The 15,451-nt window shown below is 70.6% G+C and carries 20 protein-coding genes; 8 read left to right on the top strand and 12 right to left on the bottom strand.

Annotated elements, in window-relative coordinates; all coding sequences use genetic code 11:
* Positions 1 to 96: 96 nt before the first annotated feature.
* The 3 genes from PBV52_RS21405 (at position 97) to PBV52_RS21395 (ending at position 3,708) form a co-directional block, all read left to right on the top strand.
* Positions 97 to 1,224 (top strand): NADH:flavin oxidoreductase, encoded by a 1,128-nt coding sequence (locus tag PBV52_RS21405; RefSeq protein ID WP_274240240.1) that lies wholly within the window; start codon positions 97 to 99, stop codon positions 1,222 to 1,224.
* Positions 1,225 to 1,252: 28 nt separating this feature from the next.
* Positions 1,253 to 2,113, top strand: coding sequence for a metallophosphoesterase (locus tag PBV52_RS21400; protein ID WP_274240239.1), 861 nt, complete (start codon positions 1,253 to 1,255; stop codon positions 2,111 to 2,113).
* Between the two features lie 134 nt (positions 2,114 to 2,247).
* The gene (locus PBV52_RS21395; RefSeq protein WP_274240238.1) at positions 2,248 to 3,708 is read left to right on the top strand and encodes an MFS transporter; all 1,461 of its coding nucleotides are present in this window, start codon (positions 2,248 to 2,250) and stop codon (positions 3,706 to 3,708) included.
* 57 nt (positions 3,709 to 3,765) lie between these two features.
* Here the strand turns inward: PBV52_RS21395 and PBV52_RS21390 are convergent, their stop codons facing one another.
* The 6 genes from PBV52_RS21390 to PBV52_RS21365 form a co-directional block, all read right to left on the bottom strand.
* A complete protein-coding gene (locus PBV52_RS21390) occupies positions 3,766 to 4,341 on the bottom strand; it encodes a hypothetical protein (protein ID WP_274240236.1) in 576 nt (191 codons plus the stop codon).
* Positions 4,342 to 4,456: 115 nt separating this feature from the next.
* The gene (locus tag PBV52_RS21385; protein WP_274240235.1) at positions 4,457 to 5,137 is read right to left on the bottom strand and encodes a Uma2 family endonuclease; all 681 of its coding nucleotides are present in this window, start codon (positions 5,135 to 5,137) and stop codon (positions 4,457 to 4,459) included.
* 59 nt (positions 5,138 to 5,196) lie between these two features.
* A complete protein-coding gene (locus PBV52_RS21380) occupies positions 5,197 to 6,081 on the bottom strand; it encodes a hypothetical protein (RefSeq protein WP_274240233.1) in 885 nt (294 codons plus the stop codon).
* Between the two features lie 231 nt (positions 6,082 to 6,312).
* Positions 6,313 to 6,858: a DinB family protein gene (locus PBV52_RS21375; protein WP_274240232.1), complete on the bottom strand. Its 546-nt coding sequence runs from the start codon at positions 6,856 to 6,858 to the stop codon at positions 6,313 to 6,315.
* A gap of 26 nt (positions 6,859 to 6,884) precedes the next feature.
* Entirely contained in the window at positions 6,885 to 7,082 is a 198-nt protein-coding gene (locus PBV52_RS21370) for a DUF397 domain-containing protein (protein WP_274240231.1), read from the bottom strand.
* A complete protein-coding gene (locus tag PBV52_RS21365) occupies positions 7,066 to 7,905 on the bottom strand; it encodes a helix-turn-helix transcriptional regulator (RefSeq protein ID WP_274240229.1) in 840 nt (279 codons plus the stop codon). The genes PBV52_RS21370 and PBV52_RS21365 overlap by 17 nt, the downstream gene beginning before the upstream one ends.
* Positions 7,906 to 8,021: 116 nt before the next feature.
* On the opposite strand from PBV52_RS21365, the gene PBV52_RS21360 reads away from it, so the two are divergent.
* On the top strand, positions 8,022 to 8,285 hold the full coding sequence (locus PBV52_RS21360) for a hypothetical protein (protein ID WP_274240228.1): 264 nt from the start codon (positions 8,022 to 8,024) through the stop codon (positions 8,283 to 8,285).
* Positions 8,286 to 8,322: 37 nt separating this feature from the next.
* Positions 8,323 to 9,015: a haloacid dehalogenase type II gene (locus PBV52_RS21355; RefSeq protein ID WP_274240227.1), complete on the top strand. Its 693-nt coding sequence runs from the start codon at positions 8,323 to 8,325 to the stop codon at positions 9,013 to 9,015.
* Positions 9,016 to 9,020: 5 nt separating this feature from the next.
* On the opposite strand, the gene PBV52_RS21350 is transcribed toward PBV52_RS21355, so the two are convergent.
* Positions 9,021 to 9,860, bottom strand: a complete 840-nt coding sequence (locus tag PBV52_RS21350) for an aldo/keto reductase (protein WP_274240226.1) — start codon at positions 9,858 to 9,860, stop codon at positions 9,021 to 9,023.
* Positions 9,861 to 9,891: 31 nt separating this feature from the next.
* On the opposite strand from PBV52_RS21350, the gene PBV52_RS21345 reads away from it, so the two are divergent.
* The gene (locus PBV52_RS21345) at positions 9,892 to 10,551 is read left to right on the top strand and encodes a bifunctional 2-polyprenyl-6-hydroxyphenol methylase/3-demethylubiquinol 3-O-methyltransferase UbiG (protein ID WP_274240225.1); all 660 of its coding nucleotides are present in this window, start codon (positions 9,892 to 9,894) and stop codon (positions 10,549 to 10,551) included.
* Positions 10,552 to 10,578: 27 nt separating this feature from the next.
* Here PBV52_RS21345 and murQ read toward each other — a convergent pair whose 3' ends face one another.
* Positions 10,579 to 11,514, bottom strand: a complete 936-nt coding sequence (murQ, locus tag PBV52_RS21340; protein WP_274240224.1) for an N-acetylmuramic acid 6-phosphate etherase — start codon at positions 11,512 to 11,514, stop codon at positions 10,579 to 10,581.
* Positions 11,515 to 11,561: 47 nt separating this feature from the next.
* A complete protein-coding gene (locus tag PBV52_RS21335; protein WP_274240223.1) occupies positions 11,562 to 12,500 on the bottom strand; it encodes a MurR/RpiR family transcriptional regulator in 939 nt (312 codons plus the stop codon).
* 55 nt (positions 12,501 to 12,555) lie between these two features.
* On the opposite strand from PBV52_RS21335, the gene PBV52_RS21330 reads away from it, so the two are divergent.
* Positions 12,556 to 12,942, top strand: a complete 387-nt coding sequence (locus PBV52_RS21330; protein ID WP_274240222.1) for a hypothetical protein — start codon at positions 12,556 to 12,558, stop codon at positions 12,940 to 12,942.
* Between the two features lie 67 nt (positions 12,943 to 13,009).
* On the top strand, positions 13,010 to 13,279 hold the full coding sequence (locus tag PBV52_RS21325; protein WP_274249489.1) for a DUF4031 domain-containing protein: 270 nt from the start codon (positions 13,010 to 13,012) through the stop codon (positions 13,277 to 13,279).
* A 32-nt stretch (positions 13,280 to 13,311) separates the two neighbouring features.
* On the opposite strand, the gene PBV52_RS21320 is transcribed toward PBV52_RS21325, so the two are convergent.
* From PBV52_RS21320 to PBV52_RS21310, 3 genes are all read right to left on the bottom strand, one after another.
* On the bottom strand, positions 13,312 to 13,785 hold the full coding sequence (locus tag PBV52_RS21320; RefSeq protein ID WP_274240221.1) for a carboxymuconolactone decarboxylase family protein: 474 nt from the start codon (positions 13,783 to 13,785) through the stop codon (positions 13,312 to 13,314).
* Between the two features lie 86 nt (positions 13,786 to 13,871).
* Entirely contained in the window at positions 13,872 to 14,291 is a 420-nt protein-coding gene (locus PBV52_RS21315; RefSeq protein ID WP_274240220.1) for a PPOX class F420-dependent oxidoreductase, read from the bottom strand.
* A 40-nt stretch (positions 14,292 to 14,331) separates the two neighbouring features.
* Complete coding sequence (locus tag PBV52_RS21310) at positions 14,332 to 15,450, bottom strand: GNAT family N-acetyltransferase (protein WP_274240219.1); 1,119 nt, start codon at positions 15,448 to 15,450, stop codon at positions 14,332 to 14,334.
* Between the last annotated feature and the right edge of the window lies 1 nt (position 15,451).

Here is a 15,451-nt window from a genome sequence, read left to right as displayed (position 1 = left end):
ATGTGCGGTAGCGCATAGGTGGTTTCTTCAGTAGGTGCAACAATGCGCGCGCACATACCAGCTGGTTAACAGAGTCACTCCCGAGGAGCCTTCCCCGTGACCGTCACCACCGCCTCCGCCTCCCGTGCGGCCCAGATCCTGTCCCGGCCGACCACGATCAACGGCCTGACCGTCCCCAACCGCATCGCGATGGCGCCGATGACGCGCATGTTCTCCCCGGGCGGCATCCCCGGCGAGGACGTCGTGTCGTACTACGCGCGCCGCGCCGCCGCCGGCGTCGGCCTGATCGTCACCGAGGGCACGTACGTCGGGCACGACTCGGCCGGAGAGAGCGATCGCGTCCCGCGCTTCCACGGCGAGGAGCAGCTGGCGGGTTGGGCCGAGGTCGCCGAGGCGGTGCACGCGGGCGGCGGCACGATCGTGCCGCAGCTCTGGCACATCGGCATGGTCCGCAAGCCGGGCAGGCCGCCCTACGCCGACGCCCCGGCGGTCGGCCCCTCCGGTCTGCGCATCGGCGCCGAGGAGGCCACCGGCAAGGCGATGACCCAGAGCGACCTGGACGACGTCATCGGCGCGTTCGCCCAGGCCGCCGCGGACGCCGAGCGCATCGGCTTCGACGGCGTGGAGATCCACGGCGCCCACGGCTACCTCGTCGACCAGTTCCTCTGGGAGGGCACCAACCGCCGCACGGACGCGTACGGCGGCGACCCGGTGGCCCGTACGACGTTCGCGGCGGAGATCGTGGCCGCCGTACGCGAGAAGGTCTCCGCGTCCTTCCCGGTCATCTTCCGCTACTCGCAGTGGAAGCAGGAGGCCTACGACGCCCGCCTCGCCGAGACCCCCGAGGAGCTGGACGCCATCCTCGCCCCGCTCGCCGCGGCCGGCGTCGACGCCTTCCACGCCTCCACCCGCCGCTACTGGATCCCGGAGTTCGACGGTTCCGACCTCAACCTGGCCGGCTGGACGAAGAAGCTCACCGGCAAGCCGACCATCACCGTCGGCTCGGTCGGCCTCGACGGCGACTTCATCGGTGCGTTCATGGGCGAGGGCTCCACGGTCAAGGGCATCGACGACCTCCTGGACCGCCTGGAGCGCGACGAGTTCGACATGGTGGCCGTCGGCCGCGCCCTGCTCCAGGACCCTGAGTGGGCGGCGAAGGTCCTCGGCGACCGCCTCGACGAGCTGAAGCCGTACGACGCCGCGTCGCTGAAGACGCTGAGCTGAGCGTCAACTCCGCGATAACGTCCGGGAGATGAGGATCCTTCATCTCTCGGACACGCACATCGAGCGAACCGACGCTCCCCACAAGAACGGCGTCAACGCCACCGATTCGCTGCGCCTGATGCTCGCCGAGCTGCGGCATCAACGGGACGTGGACGCGGTGGTCGTCACCGGGGACATCGCCGACGACGGATCCGTGGAGGCGTACACGGCCGTACAGGAACTGGTGGGCGAGTTCGCGCGGCGGCTGGGCGCGCCGGTGTTCTACACGACCGGCAACCACGACGAGCGGGACGCCTTCGGGAAGGTGCTGGGCAGCGGGCACCCGGAACCGGAGCTGGTCCTGGAGTCCGAGGCGTCGGAGCGGGCCGCGGTGAGCACGGTCGCGGGCCGACGCCTGGTGACACTGGACTCGCTGGTGCCGGGGAAGGTGTACGGCCATCTGAGCGCGACCCAACTTGACTGGTTGCGCGCGGTGTTGAGCGAGCCCGCCGAGCGGGGCACCGTCCTCGCCTTCCACCACCCGCCGATCAGCCTCGCCCTCTCGGCGACCCAGTCGCACTTCGGGCTGCGGAACCCGGGGGAGCTGGGGGAGGTGATCCGGGGGAGTGACGTACGGGTCGTGCTGACCGGTCACTACCATCTCCAGCTCTTCGGGCTGCTGGAGTCGGTGCCGGTGTGGGTCACGCCGGGTGTGGTCAACCGCATCGACCTGACGTCCGCGCCCGGGACGGAGCGCGCGGTGCGCGGGGCGTCGGCGTCGCTGGTGGAACTGGGCGGGGCGGCGGGGCCGATGTTCCACACCTTCCATGCGCGGGATCCCCGGGCGCACGAGACGGTGTACGAGCTGGACGAGGAGCGGGTGCGGTCGTTCGTGGAGCGGGAGGCGTGACCGGCGGCGGCCGGGAGGCGTGACCTGCGGTGACGTGACCTGGCTCCCTTGAGTAAGTCAATCAACTGACTTAAGGTTGCCTCGGTCAATTACGAGTCACTCACTCACTCACGCACGCCGACGGAGGCCGAGCCATGTCCGACGCACCGACCGCCGCCCCGCCGAGGTCGAACGGCGTGGTGGCGGTGCTGGCCTTCGCCGGGATCGTCGTCTCGCTGATGCAGACCCTGGTCATCCCGATCGTCCCGGAGCTGCCCCGGCTGCTCGACGCCCCGGCGTCGGACACCGCCTGGGCGGTCACGGCGACGCTGCTGGCCGCCGCCGTCGCCACGCCGGTGACGGGGCGGCTCGGCGACATGTACGGCAAGCGGCGGATGCTGCTGGTCAGCGTCGTGCTGCTGGTGAGCGGCTCCGTGGTCTGTGCCCTGAGCGAGTCGCTGGTCCCGATGATCGTCGGGCGGGTGCTCCAGGGCCTGGCCTCCGGCGTGATCCCGCTCGGCATCAGCATCATGCGCGACGAGCTCCCGGCCGAGCGCCTCGGCTCCGCCACCGCCCTGATGAGCGCCTCCCTCGGCATCGGCGGCGCGCTCGGCCTGCCCGCCGCCGCGCTCATCGCGGACAACTTCGACTGGCACGTGCTGTTCTGGACGTCGGCCGGTATGGGTGTCGTGGCGCTGGTATGCGTGCTGCTGGTCGTGCCCGAGGCGAAGGTGCGCACGGGCGGGCGCTTCGACCTGGTCGGCGGCACAGGGATGGCGGCCGGCCTGGTCTGCCTGCTGCTGGCCGTCTCCAAGGGGGCCGACTGGGGCTGGGGCAGTGGTACGACGCTGGGGCTGTTCGCCGCGGCCGTGGTCATCCTGCCGGCGTGGGGCTGGTGGGAGCTGCGGGTGGAGCAGCCGCTGGTCGACCTGCGGACGACGGCCCGCCGTCAGGTACTGGTCACCAACCTGGCTTCGATCGCGGTCGGCTTCGCGATGTTCGCGATGAGCCTGGTCATCCCGCAGATCCTCCAGCTCCCCGCGCAGACCGGCTACGGCCTGGGCAAGTCGATGCTGGTCGCGGGCCTGTGCATGGCGCCGTCGGGCCTGGTGATGATGGCGACGGCCCCGGTGTCGGCCGCCATCTCGCGGGCCAAGGGGCCGAAGGTCACGCTGATGATCGGCGTTCTGATCGTGGCCGCGGGCTACGGCCTCAACATCGTCCTGATGTCCGAGGTCTGGCACTTCGTCCTGGTGGCCTGCGTCATCGGCGCCGGCGTCGGCTTCGGATACGGCTCGATGCCCGCGCTGATCATGAGCGCCGTACCCGCTTCGGAGACGGCCGCGGCGAACAGCCTCAACACGCTGATGCGTTCTCTCGGCACGTCCACGGCGAGTGCGGTCGCGGGCGTGATCCTGGCCCAGATGACGACGGACCTCGGGGGTTACGCCCTCCCGTCCGAGAACGCCTTCAAGGTGGTCCTGGCGGTGGGCGCCGGGGCGGCGCTGCTGGCGTTCGTGGTGGCGTCGTTCATCCCGAGGCAGCAGGTGGCTGCGGTCGGGGAGCCGGCGGCGGAGGGGGCGGCGGAGCGGGCGGGGGCGACGGCACGGTCGTAACGGCGAACGGCGAACGGCGAACGGCGAACGGCGAACGGCGAACGGCGGGACCGGGGCCTACAGATTCCCCATCGGCTCGATGTCGACCTTCACCGGCGTACCCCAGACGCGCAGCACCTCGTAGTCGGTGAACTCGTGCACGAGCCGGTAGGCCATGGCCGCACGCGGGCCGCGACGCGCGGCGGCGAGATAGAGCTCGGCCTCCCGGCGGTCGCGGCGCGGGGTGCCGCAGAGCTGCCACTCCTGCCCGTTCCACAGCTCCGGCAGCCAGCGCTGCTGGGGCTGGGGGCGGTCGCCTCGGACGCCGTAGCGGGAGGGGGCGGAGGGCTCGGAGGAGCGGGGGACGTCGGGGCCCGGTCCGTTGAACTCGGACCGGCGGGCCGCTCGGCGGCGGGTCTCGCAGAGCAGGCAGAGGTCGGGGGCGGCGCTGTCGACGGGGCCGTTGGGGTGCTCCGGGCAGCGGGTTGTCGGGGCGGCGCCGGTGACGCTCTCGTCCAGGAGGTCGAGGGCGCGGCGGAGGTCGGCCTTGACCTCGTGGAGCTTGGCGTCCGGGGTGGTGGCGGTGAGGGCCTCCCCGTGTTCGCCGAGGAGGCGGAGGGCTCGGCCCAAGGCGGTCAGCTGGGCGTGGTTCATGGGGTGGCTCCGGGGGCTTGCGGGGGCCTGGTCAGGTGCTGGGGCAGCCTTCAGCATGCACATGGGGATGCTCTGCCTCCAACTGGCCCGCTGCTCCATGCGGTCCGTGTAGGCGTCAGTCCGCGTAGTCCTTGAGCTTCTCGGTGTCCAAGGTGATGCCGACGGGGGCGGGCAACTCGACGGTGGTCCCCCACGGGTAGGACGCTGCCTGGAGGTACCGGCCGTCCTTCGGCTCGGAGTACACGGTGATGGTGTCGATGTCGCGGTCAATGAGGAGATAGACGGGAATCTCGGCTCCCGCGTAGCCGACGGGCTTGTCGATGCGGTCGCGTTGGTTGGTGTCCCGGTCGTGGGAAGTGATCTCTACGGCCATGAGTATGCCGTCGGCTTTGGACCACTCGCCGTCGCCCCTGAAGTGATCCACCGGCACGAGGGAGCCATCCGTGCGGGCGCGGCCCTTGCGGTATGCCTCCGCCTTGACGCCGCACTCGGGCACGAGATCCAGGTCCGGCCGGTGTTGCATGCACTGGCGCAGCAGCCACATGAAGATCGAGCGGCGATTGCCGTCCGGCACTGCCTTGACCTCTACTTTTCCGTTGATGTACTCCAGTCGAACGGTTTCCGGAGCCGCGGCGGCAAGCTCTTCGAATTCATCCACGTCGAGTGGCCCGTGCCGGATGCACAGCCGCCCGCCCAGGAACTCGAGCCTGTTCTGCAGCTCCCTCGGAGCCCTGCGGACGAGTTCCTCGAAGTCCTCGACGGACATCTGCGGGCGTTCAGCGGTGACAGGGGTCATGGCGTCGCCTCCTTTCTCCCATCGTGCCCTGGTGTGGTGTCGGCGGACCGTAGGGGCCGTCATGTGGGTGTCCTTTCTCTTCGTCGTTGGGACATTGCGACACGGATCTCTGCCGCATGGGCATGGATGACGGAGGCTCGCAGGGGCGCGGGGTAGCCGTCGGGGGCGCGTTCGCCTCGGCATGCGCCGCAGATGCCGCCGGGCAGGGCCTCCGGGCGGCCGGGTACTCCGCACTTCGCGCACTCCAGGACGCGGAGGGGTGGGCGGGGCGGGGCGGGCTCCGGCGGGAGCTTGGTGGTGAGGCGGTTGCGGATCAGGGCGGCCGGGTGGTGGACCGGGGTGGGGAGGCCTGTCGTCAGGGCGCGGAGTACGTCGGTGTCGGTGGCGCCACGCGCGTACCACTCGGTGACCAGGGGCGCGAGGGCCGCGCATTCAGCGGCCGACAGCGACAGAGCGGGGGCCTCACGGCCGAGGGCTGCCAGGACGATGTGGGCGCGGGAGCGGGTCGGGCGCGGGCGGTCCGGAGGGTCCGTTGGCTCCTGCGGTACGTCGCCCCGCGTGAACGCCGCCCACCAGGCGTCGTCGCGTGCGGTACGGGAGAACCACGATCGAGTGATCCAGTGCGCGACGCCTGAGGCGGAGGTCAGGTGCTCGCGGCCTCGGCGCAAGTGGCCTGCCCGCTGGAGGTTGTTGAGCGCCGTGCGGAGGGCGCACTGTCCGTACGGGAGCTGCTTGGCCAGCGTTTTTACGGAGATGTCGGCGCCGTCGGGGAGGCGGTCGATGTAGGCGGCGATGGCGGCTTCGCGGGGTGGGAGGTGGGCGAAGTCGTGGTTCGTGCGGGGGTGTTGATCGGGCGCGGACCGTTTCCCGTAACCCGGATTGGCCATTGGGTGCGGGGATGCGTGCGCGGGCAGGGAGGCAGCACTAAGCTTGGCAGCAGCCATGGGATCGAACTTTTCCTTCGATCTCGTAGGTCAAGCCCCCGCAGGTGTTGCGAGCACCTGGCGGGGGCTGTTCGTTATTCGGGCACGCTAGACGACCATCACTGTGCGTGGCAAGCCGAACGCTCCAAGTCAACTCGCGGGGTGGGAGGGTGGGTTGAGGCCCTCCAACCATTCCTTGCAAAGAGGGCTCGGGGCTGGCCGCTTGAGCTTCGGGCCGGGCGAATCGGTGCGTCAGCCCATGCTCTTCGCGCCGTCCAGGCCCTCGCGGATGATGTCGGCGTGACCGGCGTGCTGGGCCGTCTCGGCGATGATGTGCAGCAGCACCCTGCGGGCCGACCATCGAGCCTCGGGCTCGAACCACGGGGCCTTGGGCAGCGGGTGGGCGGCGTTCAGGTCGGGCAGGGTGGCGACCAACTCGTCGGTCCGGCGGGCGACTTCCTCGTACTCGGCCAGCACGCCGGCCAGCGTCTCGCCCGGCAGCATCCGGAACTCGTCGGCCCGCTTGGCGAAGTCGGCCTCGGTCATGGCGGTGAAGTCGGGCATCGCCGACGGGCCGTGCTGGATGAAGGCCGCCCAGCTCCCTTCCACCGACGTGACGTGTTTGATCAGGCCGCCGAGACACAGTTCGCTGACGGTGGTCCGCTGGCCGACCTGCTCGTCGGTGAGGTCGCGGGTGGTGAAGCGCAGGAAGTGCCGCTGCTTGGCCAGCGCTTCCAGCAGGTCGGCGCGCTCGTCGGTGGCGGTGGCAGTGACGGGGCTGTGCGTGGTCTCAGTCATGACAGCCACGTTAGGAGCCGATTAGGTCAGATCCTGACCGCTTTGACGAAGGCCGACCAAGCCGACGCTCGGAATACGAGCTTCGGGCCGTGGGGGGTCTTGGAGTCGCGGACGGGGATGACGGTGGGGAAGTCGTGGGTGACTTCCAGGCAGTCGCCGCCACTGCCGCCGCTGTAGCTGGACTTGTGCCAGGTGACGCCGTCGTGCTCAGGGATGTTCCTCATGGGCGTAATCCTGCGCCATCGCCTCGATCAGGGCCAGGGACTTCTGCGGCGAGAGTGCGCAGGCCGTGAGGAGTTCGTAGGTGAACCTCTGGTGCTTGACGGTCGCGGGGTCGTCCTCCAGCCGTCCGGTGCCGACCCCTTCGAAGTAGACCAGCGGAGGAGCGTCCTCGAAGTCCATCAGCTTGATGGAGCCCTCCATCGCGGCATGTGCTCCCGCCCCAAACGGCAGCACCTGCACGATGACCCGACCCCGGCGGCACAAATCTGCGATGTGACGCAGGACCTCCGCCATCACCTCGGGTCCGCCCGTCACTCGCCGCAAAGCCGCCTCGTCAATCACCGCCCACAACAGCGGGTCTGTTGGATCGTCGAGGAGTCGGGTGCGCTCCATCCGGGCCGTCACGAGCTGCTCGATCTTCTCCGCCGGGGCCGTCGGCTGGTATGCGCGGCACACGACCCTCGCGTATTCGGGCGTCTGCAGAAGGCCGGGGATCAGGAGCGGCGCGTACTGCCTGATCGCCGTCGCTTGAGCCTCGGCCTCCGCTGCCTCCGCGAAGTGCTCCGGATACCTGGACTTGTTGGCTGCCTTGCAGTTCCGCGCGAAGAAACCCTTCGTGTCCAGCACCTCATCGACCACCGGGGCCATGTCGGGCCGCAAGCGCCGCGTACCCGCCTCCAGTTGGCCGACGAACGTGCCGCTGACGAACAGCTTCAGGCCCAGGGCCTCCTGGCTGAGGCCCTTCTTCTCGCGAGCGTGACGTAATTCCGCCCCCAGCAGCGCGCGCGGCGATGACGACGGGTCGAGGTCCTTGGGTCCCGGCATGGCAGCTCCCGGTCGAACATCGGAGATGTTGGTGTCCCCTGTATGGCCAGGCTAGAGCCGTGACCGACACGCTGTGTTGTGAATCGCAAACTCTGCGTGGAGAGGTGAACTCAACGATGCGGTCGACCGAAGAAGTCGTGGTGTCCCTGCGGGAGGCGCTCAGGGGTGTGGGCGTCGTACTGCCCTCCCTGTGCGTGGATCCGGTAACCGGCGCCAGCGACGAGCCGTTCGCTCTGGTCCAACTCGGGCGTTGCAATGTCCGCACCGCGGAGCGGCTCGTGGCGGTGTTGCGGGGTGAGCCCGTGGAGCCCGCGCCGACGAAGGAGGAGCTGTTGGCGCGGGTTCGGCAGGTCAACAGGGAGGGGAGACTGCCGCGTTAGGGACGGTCAGGCGGGTTGGAGTCAGGAGATCATGCCCATGTCGCAGCCGGAGATCGATGCTGTCGTGTTCGATGTGCTGGGCACGCTTGTCGACGAACCCGCCGGTATCCGCGCCGGCATTCGTGAACTCGATCCCTCGCTCGACGATTCCAGGGTTGAGGACCTTTTGTCGCTGTGGCAACAGCACATCGACCGCGAGCAACGTCGCATGCTCGACGGCGTCCGGCCTTACCTCACCAGCGACCTCCTCGACCTGGAAGCCGCTCGGCTCGTCGCCGATGCCGCCGGAGTCGACGACCCGATCGCCGTGGCGGCGCTGGCCCTGTCGGGTCGCCGGCTCCCGCCGTGGCCCGACACCGTGGCAGGGCTCGCCCGTCTCGCCGAGCGGTTCCCGTTGATCGGACTCTCCAACGCCAGCCGGACGGCGCTGCTGGGGCTCAACGCCCATGCCGGACTGCGCTGGCACCAGGCCCTGTCCGCCGAGGACGCCCGGACCTACAAGCCGGACCCAGCGGTCTACCAGCTGGCCGTCACCGTCTCGGGGCGACCGCCGGAGCGCCTTCTGATGGTCGCCGCCCATGCCTGGGACCTGCGCGGAGCACAGCACCTCGGCCTGCGCACCGCCTACGTCGCCCGCCCCGTCGGCGACCCGCCCACCTCCTCGGACCGGTTCGACCTGCACGCCGACGACCTGGCCGACCTGGCCGACCGACTCGACCGTGCCTGGTAGTGCTTCTAGGCCGACTCGGAGGCGTGGTTCAGGCGGTCGTACTGGTCCTGGGTGAGGTGGACGGCGTTCGCGCCGAGGTTCTCCTCCAGGTGCGCGATGCTCGTCGTCCCCGGGATGGGGAGGATCGCCGGGGAGTGGGTGAGGAGCCACGCCAGGGCGACCTGCGTCGGGGTCGCGTCGAGTTCCTTCGCCACCGCGGCGATCTCCGACCTCGCCCCCGACTGTCCCGCCGCCACCGGCCGCCACGGCAGGAACGCGATGCCCGCCGACTCGCAGGCCTTGAGTACGGGTTCGTGCTCGCGGTCGAGGAGGTTGTAGCGGTTCTGGACGCTCGCGATGTCGACGACGGTCCGGGCCTGCGCGAGCTCGGCGGCCGTGACCTCGGACAGGCCGATCAGGCCCACCTTGCCCTCCTCGCGCAGGTCGCGGAGGGCGCCGAGCTGGTCGGGGAGCGGTACGTCCGGGGCGAGGCGGTGGAGTTGGAGCAGCTCGATGCGGTCGAGACGGAGGCGGCGTAGGGCCTCGTCGACCTGGGCTCGGAGGTCGGCCGGCTCGCCCGCGTGCCGCCAGCCCTCGCCCGAGGTGGTGTGGCGGATGCCGACCTTCGTGGCGATCACGAGGTCGTCCGGGTACGGGTGCAGGGCCTCGGCGAGGAGGTCCTCGTTGGCTCCCCAGCCGTACATGTGCGCCGTGTCGATCAGCGTGACGCCGAGTTCGACGGCGCGGCGGGCGACCGCGACGCAGGCGGCACGGGCCTCGGCGCTCTCCGGGCGCAGGTGCATCGCCCCGAATCCGAGCCGTCGTACTTCCAGGTCGCCGCCGATGCGGAAGGTGGTCGCCGTCATCCGTTGTCTCCCCCTCTGGTGGACTGGCGTCATGACGATCCTGCCGCATCGCCTGCTGAGGGCGCTGGAGCATTTCAACGCCGCCCACCCCTGGGACCACAACGCCCACTATCACCGGTGGATCCTGCGGCAGTTGCCCCGGGAACGGGTTCGACGGGCCCTGGATGTCGGGTGCGGGAGCGGGGGCTTGGCGAGGGCCTTGGCGGGACGGGCGGACTCCGTCCTCGGGGTCGACTCCGACGCCGAGATCGTCGGGCGGGCGCGGGAGTCGACGCCCCACGGGTTCCCGGTCTCGTACGTCGTCGCCGACGCGCCGGACGGGATTCCCGAGGGTTCGTACGACGTCATCACCTGCGTCGCCGTACTGCACCACCTGCCGCTGGCCGAGACCCTCACCCGCTTCCGGCGCCAACTGGCCCCCGGCGGCACGCTGCTGGTCGTCGGTCTGGCCCGCGAGGAGGGGCCTGTGGATCATCTCCTCGGTGCCGTCTCCATCCCGCTCAACCTCGTCTTGGGGTGGGCCAAGAACCGGGGAAGACGGGCAGGGGTCCGGCCGGTCTCCATGACCGCCGTCACCCGGCCGGCGGAGACAGGCTTCTCCGGCATCGCCCGTGCGGCCCGTCGCGTCCTGCCCGGCGTCCGCATGCGCAGGCGACTGTTCTGGCGGTACACGCTTGTCTGGCGCGGCTGACAGCCTTGCCTCCAGTCTTGGGCCCCCTCAGGCCCCCGCCGCCTCCAGCGCCGCCCTCAGGTGGCCGTCCGCCGTGGACAGCAGCCCCGTCGCCGTGGGCCCGTCCACATCCCCCAGCAGGATCAGGATCGCCGTCTTCACCTCGCCGCCCGCCTCGGTCAGGGCCCGTTCGATGTCGGTGTCGTCCGCGCCCGTGGCCAGGGCGACGATACGGCGGGAGCGGGCCCGTAGCTTGTCGTTGGAGGCGCGGACGTCGACCATCAGGTTCCCGTAGGTCTTGCCCAGGCGGATCATCGTGATCGTCGAGAGCATGTTGAGGACCAGCTTCTGGGCGGTTCCGGCTTTCAGGCGCGTCGAGCCGGTCAGCAGTTCCGGGCCCACGACGATCTCGATGCCGTGCTCGGCGGCCGCGGCGAGGGCGCTGTCGGGGTTGCAGGACAGGCCGATCGTCAACGCGCCCTGCGCACGGGCGTGTTCGACCGCGCCGATCGCGTACGGGGTGCGGCCGGAGGCGGAGATGCCGACCACGGTGTCGGCGGCGGTGAGCGCGAGGGCGTCGAGGTCGGCGCGGGCCAGGTCCTTGGAGTCCTCGGCGCCCTCGATCGAGGTGACCATCGCCTCCGGGCCGCCCGCGATGAGCCCGACGACCTGGGAGGGGTGGGTGTTGAAGGTGGGCGGGCACTCGGAGGCGTCCAGCACGCCCAGGCGACCGGCCGTACCCGCGCCGGCGTAGACGAGCCGACCGCCCTGCGCCATCCGGTCGGCGATGGCGTCGATGGCGGCGGCGATCTGCGGGAGGCGCGACGCCACGGCGGCGGGCACGGCCGCGTCCTCGCCGTTCATCAGCCGGGCGATGTCGAGGGTGGGGAGCCGGTCGATCTCGGCGAGCTCGGGACGGAACGCCTCGGTGGTCAGGGTCTCCAACTCGGCGCGGAGATCACGGGGGTTGGAAGTCGAGGTCATGAGGGAGGCGGCTCTCTTCAACTTCGGTGTGTTGGCATACCTACGGTCTATCGACGATGCCGATGCGCCAGTGCCTCGTAAGAGGCGGCCAGCGCGGGCGCCGCACTCTCATAAGTCCGCTGAGCGACCCCCACGAACAGACAGTCCACCACAAGCAGCTGACTGGTCCGGGACGACATCGCCGCGGGACGCAACTCGCTCTCGCGAGCCGTCGACGTCGTAAGGATGTGATCGGCGTACTGAGTGACGGGCCCGTCCGGACGCCCGGTGATGGCGACCGTCGTGGCCCCGTGCTCGAAAGCGACCCGCAGCGGCTCGATGACGTCCCCGGTCGACCCGGAGTGCGTGATGGCGATCGCCACGTCACCCGCACGGAGCTGCACGGCGTTCGTCACGGCGAGGTGCGGATCGCTGTGCGCGTGGGCTATCAGCCCTATGCGCAGGAGCTTCTGGGTGAGGTCCTGCGCGACCAGCCCGGACGCCCCGACGCCGTACACGTCGATACGGCGGGCCGCGGCGGCGGCCGAGACGGCCGCTCCCAGCTGGACCGTGTCGAGGCCGGCGGCCGTGTCGGCGAGGGTCTGCTGCTCGTCGTAGGCGAGCTTGGCCACGACATCCGCGATGGGGTCGTCCACCGCGATGTCGGTCGTGATGGCGGGGGCGCGGCCCGACTGCTGCTGGGCGGCGAGGCCGGCGAGGGCGAGGCGCAGGTCGCGGTAGCCGGGGTAGCCGAGGAGGCGGGCGGTGCGTACGACCGTCGCCTCGCTGGTGCCCGTGAGTTCGGCGAGGCCGGTGACCGTGAGGGCCGCGCAGCCCGCCGGGTCGTTCGCGACCGCTTCGGCGACGCGCTGCATGGAGCGGGTCATCGACGGGGCGAGCGTGCGCACCTTGGCCGCGAGGGCGGCGGGGGCGGGCGGGGGTCCGGCCGGGCCCGACCCGGCTCCTCCGCTGCCGGTGCCGAAACTTTCCTTCACTCTCTGGGTCACGTATGAAAGATATTTTCGGCTCGGCGCCCTGGTCAAGAGTGCGCACAATAGGTCCATGGAACCCATCAGTCCGCTGGAGCAGGCGCTGCACGCCGCCCGCGCCCTCGTGCTCGCCGACCTGGTCGCGGGCAAGGTCGCCGAGGCGGACGTCGTATCGCTGGTCGAAGAGTCGGTCGTACAGCGGCGCTGGTGGGTGGAGCAGTGGCCGGAGGGTGTGGAGTACGTGGCCGGGCTGGTCGCCCAGGACGTGCAGGACGCGCTGCTGGAACGGCGCGGCCGCTGGCCGCTGTGCCCGGTGTGCCGCACCGGTGACCCGCATGCGCTGGACGTCGAGCCGGAGTTGGGGCCCGATCCGCACTGGGTGTGCCACCAGGCGGGGGTGAAGGTCGCGGCGGTGGGGTCGCTGGGGTCGTCCGGGCTGGGCGGGGCGCCGTCCTCGTGAGCCGCGTGAGACGCGCGAGGCGCGTAAGCCACGTGAGATGCGTGAGCCACGTGAGACGCGTGACGTCGTGACGATCTATATCGACCCGCCGGCCTGGCCGGGGCACGGCCGGCTGTGGTCGCACCTCGTGAGTGACGTGTCGTACGACGAACTGCACGCGTTCGCCGACGAGTTGGGCGTGCCGCGGCGGGCCTTCGAGCGGGATCACTACGACATCCCGTCGGATCGGTACGCCGATGTGGTGCGCGCGGGTGCCGTGGAGGTCAGCAGCCGTGAGGTGGTACGGCTGCTGACGGAGGCGGGGTTGCGCAGGCCGAAGGGGCGGGCGGCCGGCTAGCGCCCCCTCGGTCTCGCGCGCAGTGCTCCCGGCTAGGCGAACTGGCCGGGCTGGTAGCTGCCCGCGGGCTGCTGGATCATGACGTTCAGCCGGTTGTAGGTGTTGATCATGGCGATCAGGATCACCAGGGCGCCGAGCTGTTCCTCGTCGTAGTGCTTGGCGGCGTTCTCCCAGATCTCGTCCGGGACCCCACCGGCGCCGTCCGCGATGCGGGTGCCCTGCTCGGTGAGTTCCAGGGCGGCGCGCTCGGCCTCGGTGAAGCAGGTGGCCTCCCGCCAGGCCGCGACCAGATTGAGGCGAAGCCAGTCCTCGCCGGCGGCCACCGCGTCCTTGCTGTGCATGTCGGTGCAGAAGCCGCAGCCGTTGATCTGGCTGGCCCGGAGCGTCACAAGGTGCTGGATGCTGAGCGGCAGCGGCGAGTCGTGCACCACCTTGCCGGCCGCCCCGAAGTGCTTGATGACCTTGCCGGCGATCGGGTTCTCGAAGAGGTTCAAGCGGGCGTTCATGGCCAACTCCCTTGCCGTTGTCGTCGGGTTACGCAGATATGACGGAACGGCCGGGCGGGATGTGACATGAGCGAACGTGACGTGGGTCACGCGTGCGTGGCCCGGCGCATGGGATACCAGGTGTCCCCGGACGGCCGGGGAGGGTCCGACAGGTTCCAGCTCCACGAGAGCGTCGGCGTGATGCGCAGGTAGTGACCGGGACCCACCATGCCGACCCGCTCCACGGGGCCGTCCGCGACGCCGTACACCCGGATGCCACGGGCGACGAACGGCTCGATGGAGAGCAGGTCGTCCACGACGAAGGCCACCTTGTCGCGGCCGCGCGCGACATTGCGGAACTTGCGGGTGTCGAGGACCTCCGCGCGGGGCCCGCCGACCCAGAAGTGGGTCCCGTCGAACTCCAGGGCCACCGGCACCACATCCGGCTGCTCGTCCGCGCAGAGGCTGGCGAGGCGGGCGAGCGGGTTCGTGGTGAGGTAGGCGATCTCCTCGTCGGTGAACGACATGGCGGCTCCCTACGGCGGTGCGGGTCGGCTCCGCCCCAGGCTAGGCCGCCGCGGGACGCCCCCTGCGGACGTACAGCCGGAGCGTCGGGTCCATGTCGGGCCCCTCCTGCACCGCCCGCTCCTCCTCGACCGTCGCCCGCACATACCCGGCGCGCGTGGCGACGCCCTGTGACGGGAGGTTGTCGGCGTCGACGATGGCGCAGAGGAGTTGTACGTCGTCCCTGGCCAGGGCCCACTCCGACAGGGCGTCCAGCGCCTCGCTCGCGTAACCGCGGCCGCGGACGCCCTCCACGAGGTCGTAGCCGACCTCCGCCCGGCCCTCCTCGTCGGGGACGCCGTGGAAGCCCATGCCGCCGACCGCGAGGTCGTCCTCCTTGCGTACGAGGACGAACAGGCCGAACTCGGGACGGTGCACGCCCGTCTCGTAGGCCTTCATCGTCATCCCGGCCGCCTCCCGCGTCCCCTCGAAGGGACCGCCCACGACCCAGGTGAACCCGCCGTCGCCGCCCGCGCTCAGGTCGGCGGCGGCCGCGGGGGTGACGCCCTGGAGGGTGAGGCGGTCGGTGGGGATGACGAGGTTGTTGCGCCAGCGCCATTCGGTGACCGGCGCGCGGCCGGGCAGGTCACCGCGGCCGGTGGCCCACAGCAGGGTGCGCCAGTGGTCGGGGCCGGGCTGGACGTGCGGGAAGATCCGGGTGAGGACGAACTCGGGGAGTTCGGAGGGCGGTTCGTAGGTCAGGCCCAGGCCCTCGGCGATGTCGTGCGTGTGGAGGAGGACCTCCGCTACGCCCATCGCCGCGAAGCCCTCGCGGTTCGCGCTGCGGAAGGGGTAGGGGTGGAAGGCGCGCACCTCGGGGGGTGTGGTGCGGATGGTGGCGGTGAACAGGGCGCCGGTCGTCTCGATGACCTGCAGCAGGCCCTCGTTGTCGGTGCCGTCGTCCAGGGTGATCTCGAACGGGACGTAGTCGTCCTGCGCGCGTCCGGCCAGGTTGGCGGCGTAGGCGATGAGGTCTTCGGCGATATGGAACGCGGTGGCGTGGCAGTCCCACTCCAGCCGTCCGGCGCCGACGGCCGTCCAGTCCCGGTCCGCCGCCGTTCGCAGCAGCGCCACGCAGCTTGCCACGGCCTGTTGTACGCGTTCCCCGCTTATGTCTCGCATG

This window comes from Streptomyces sp. T12, assembly GCF_028736035.1.
In the GTDB taxonomy this organism is placed as follows: Bacteria; Actinomycetota; Actinomycetes; order Streptomycetales; family Streptomycetaceae; genus Streptomyces.
This window is presented reverse-complemented; position numbering and strand designations above follow the sequence as displayed.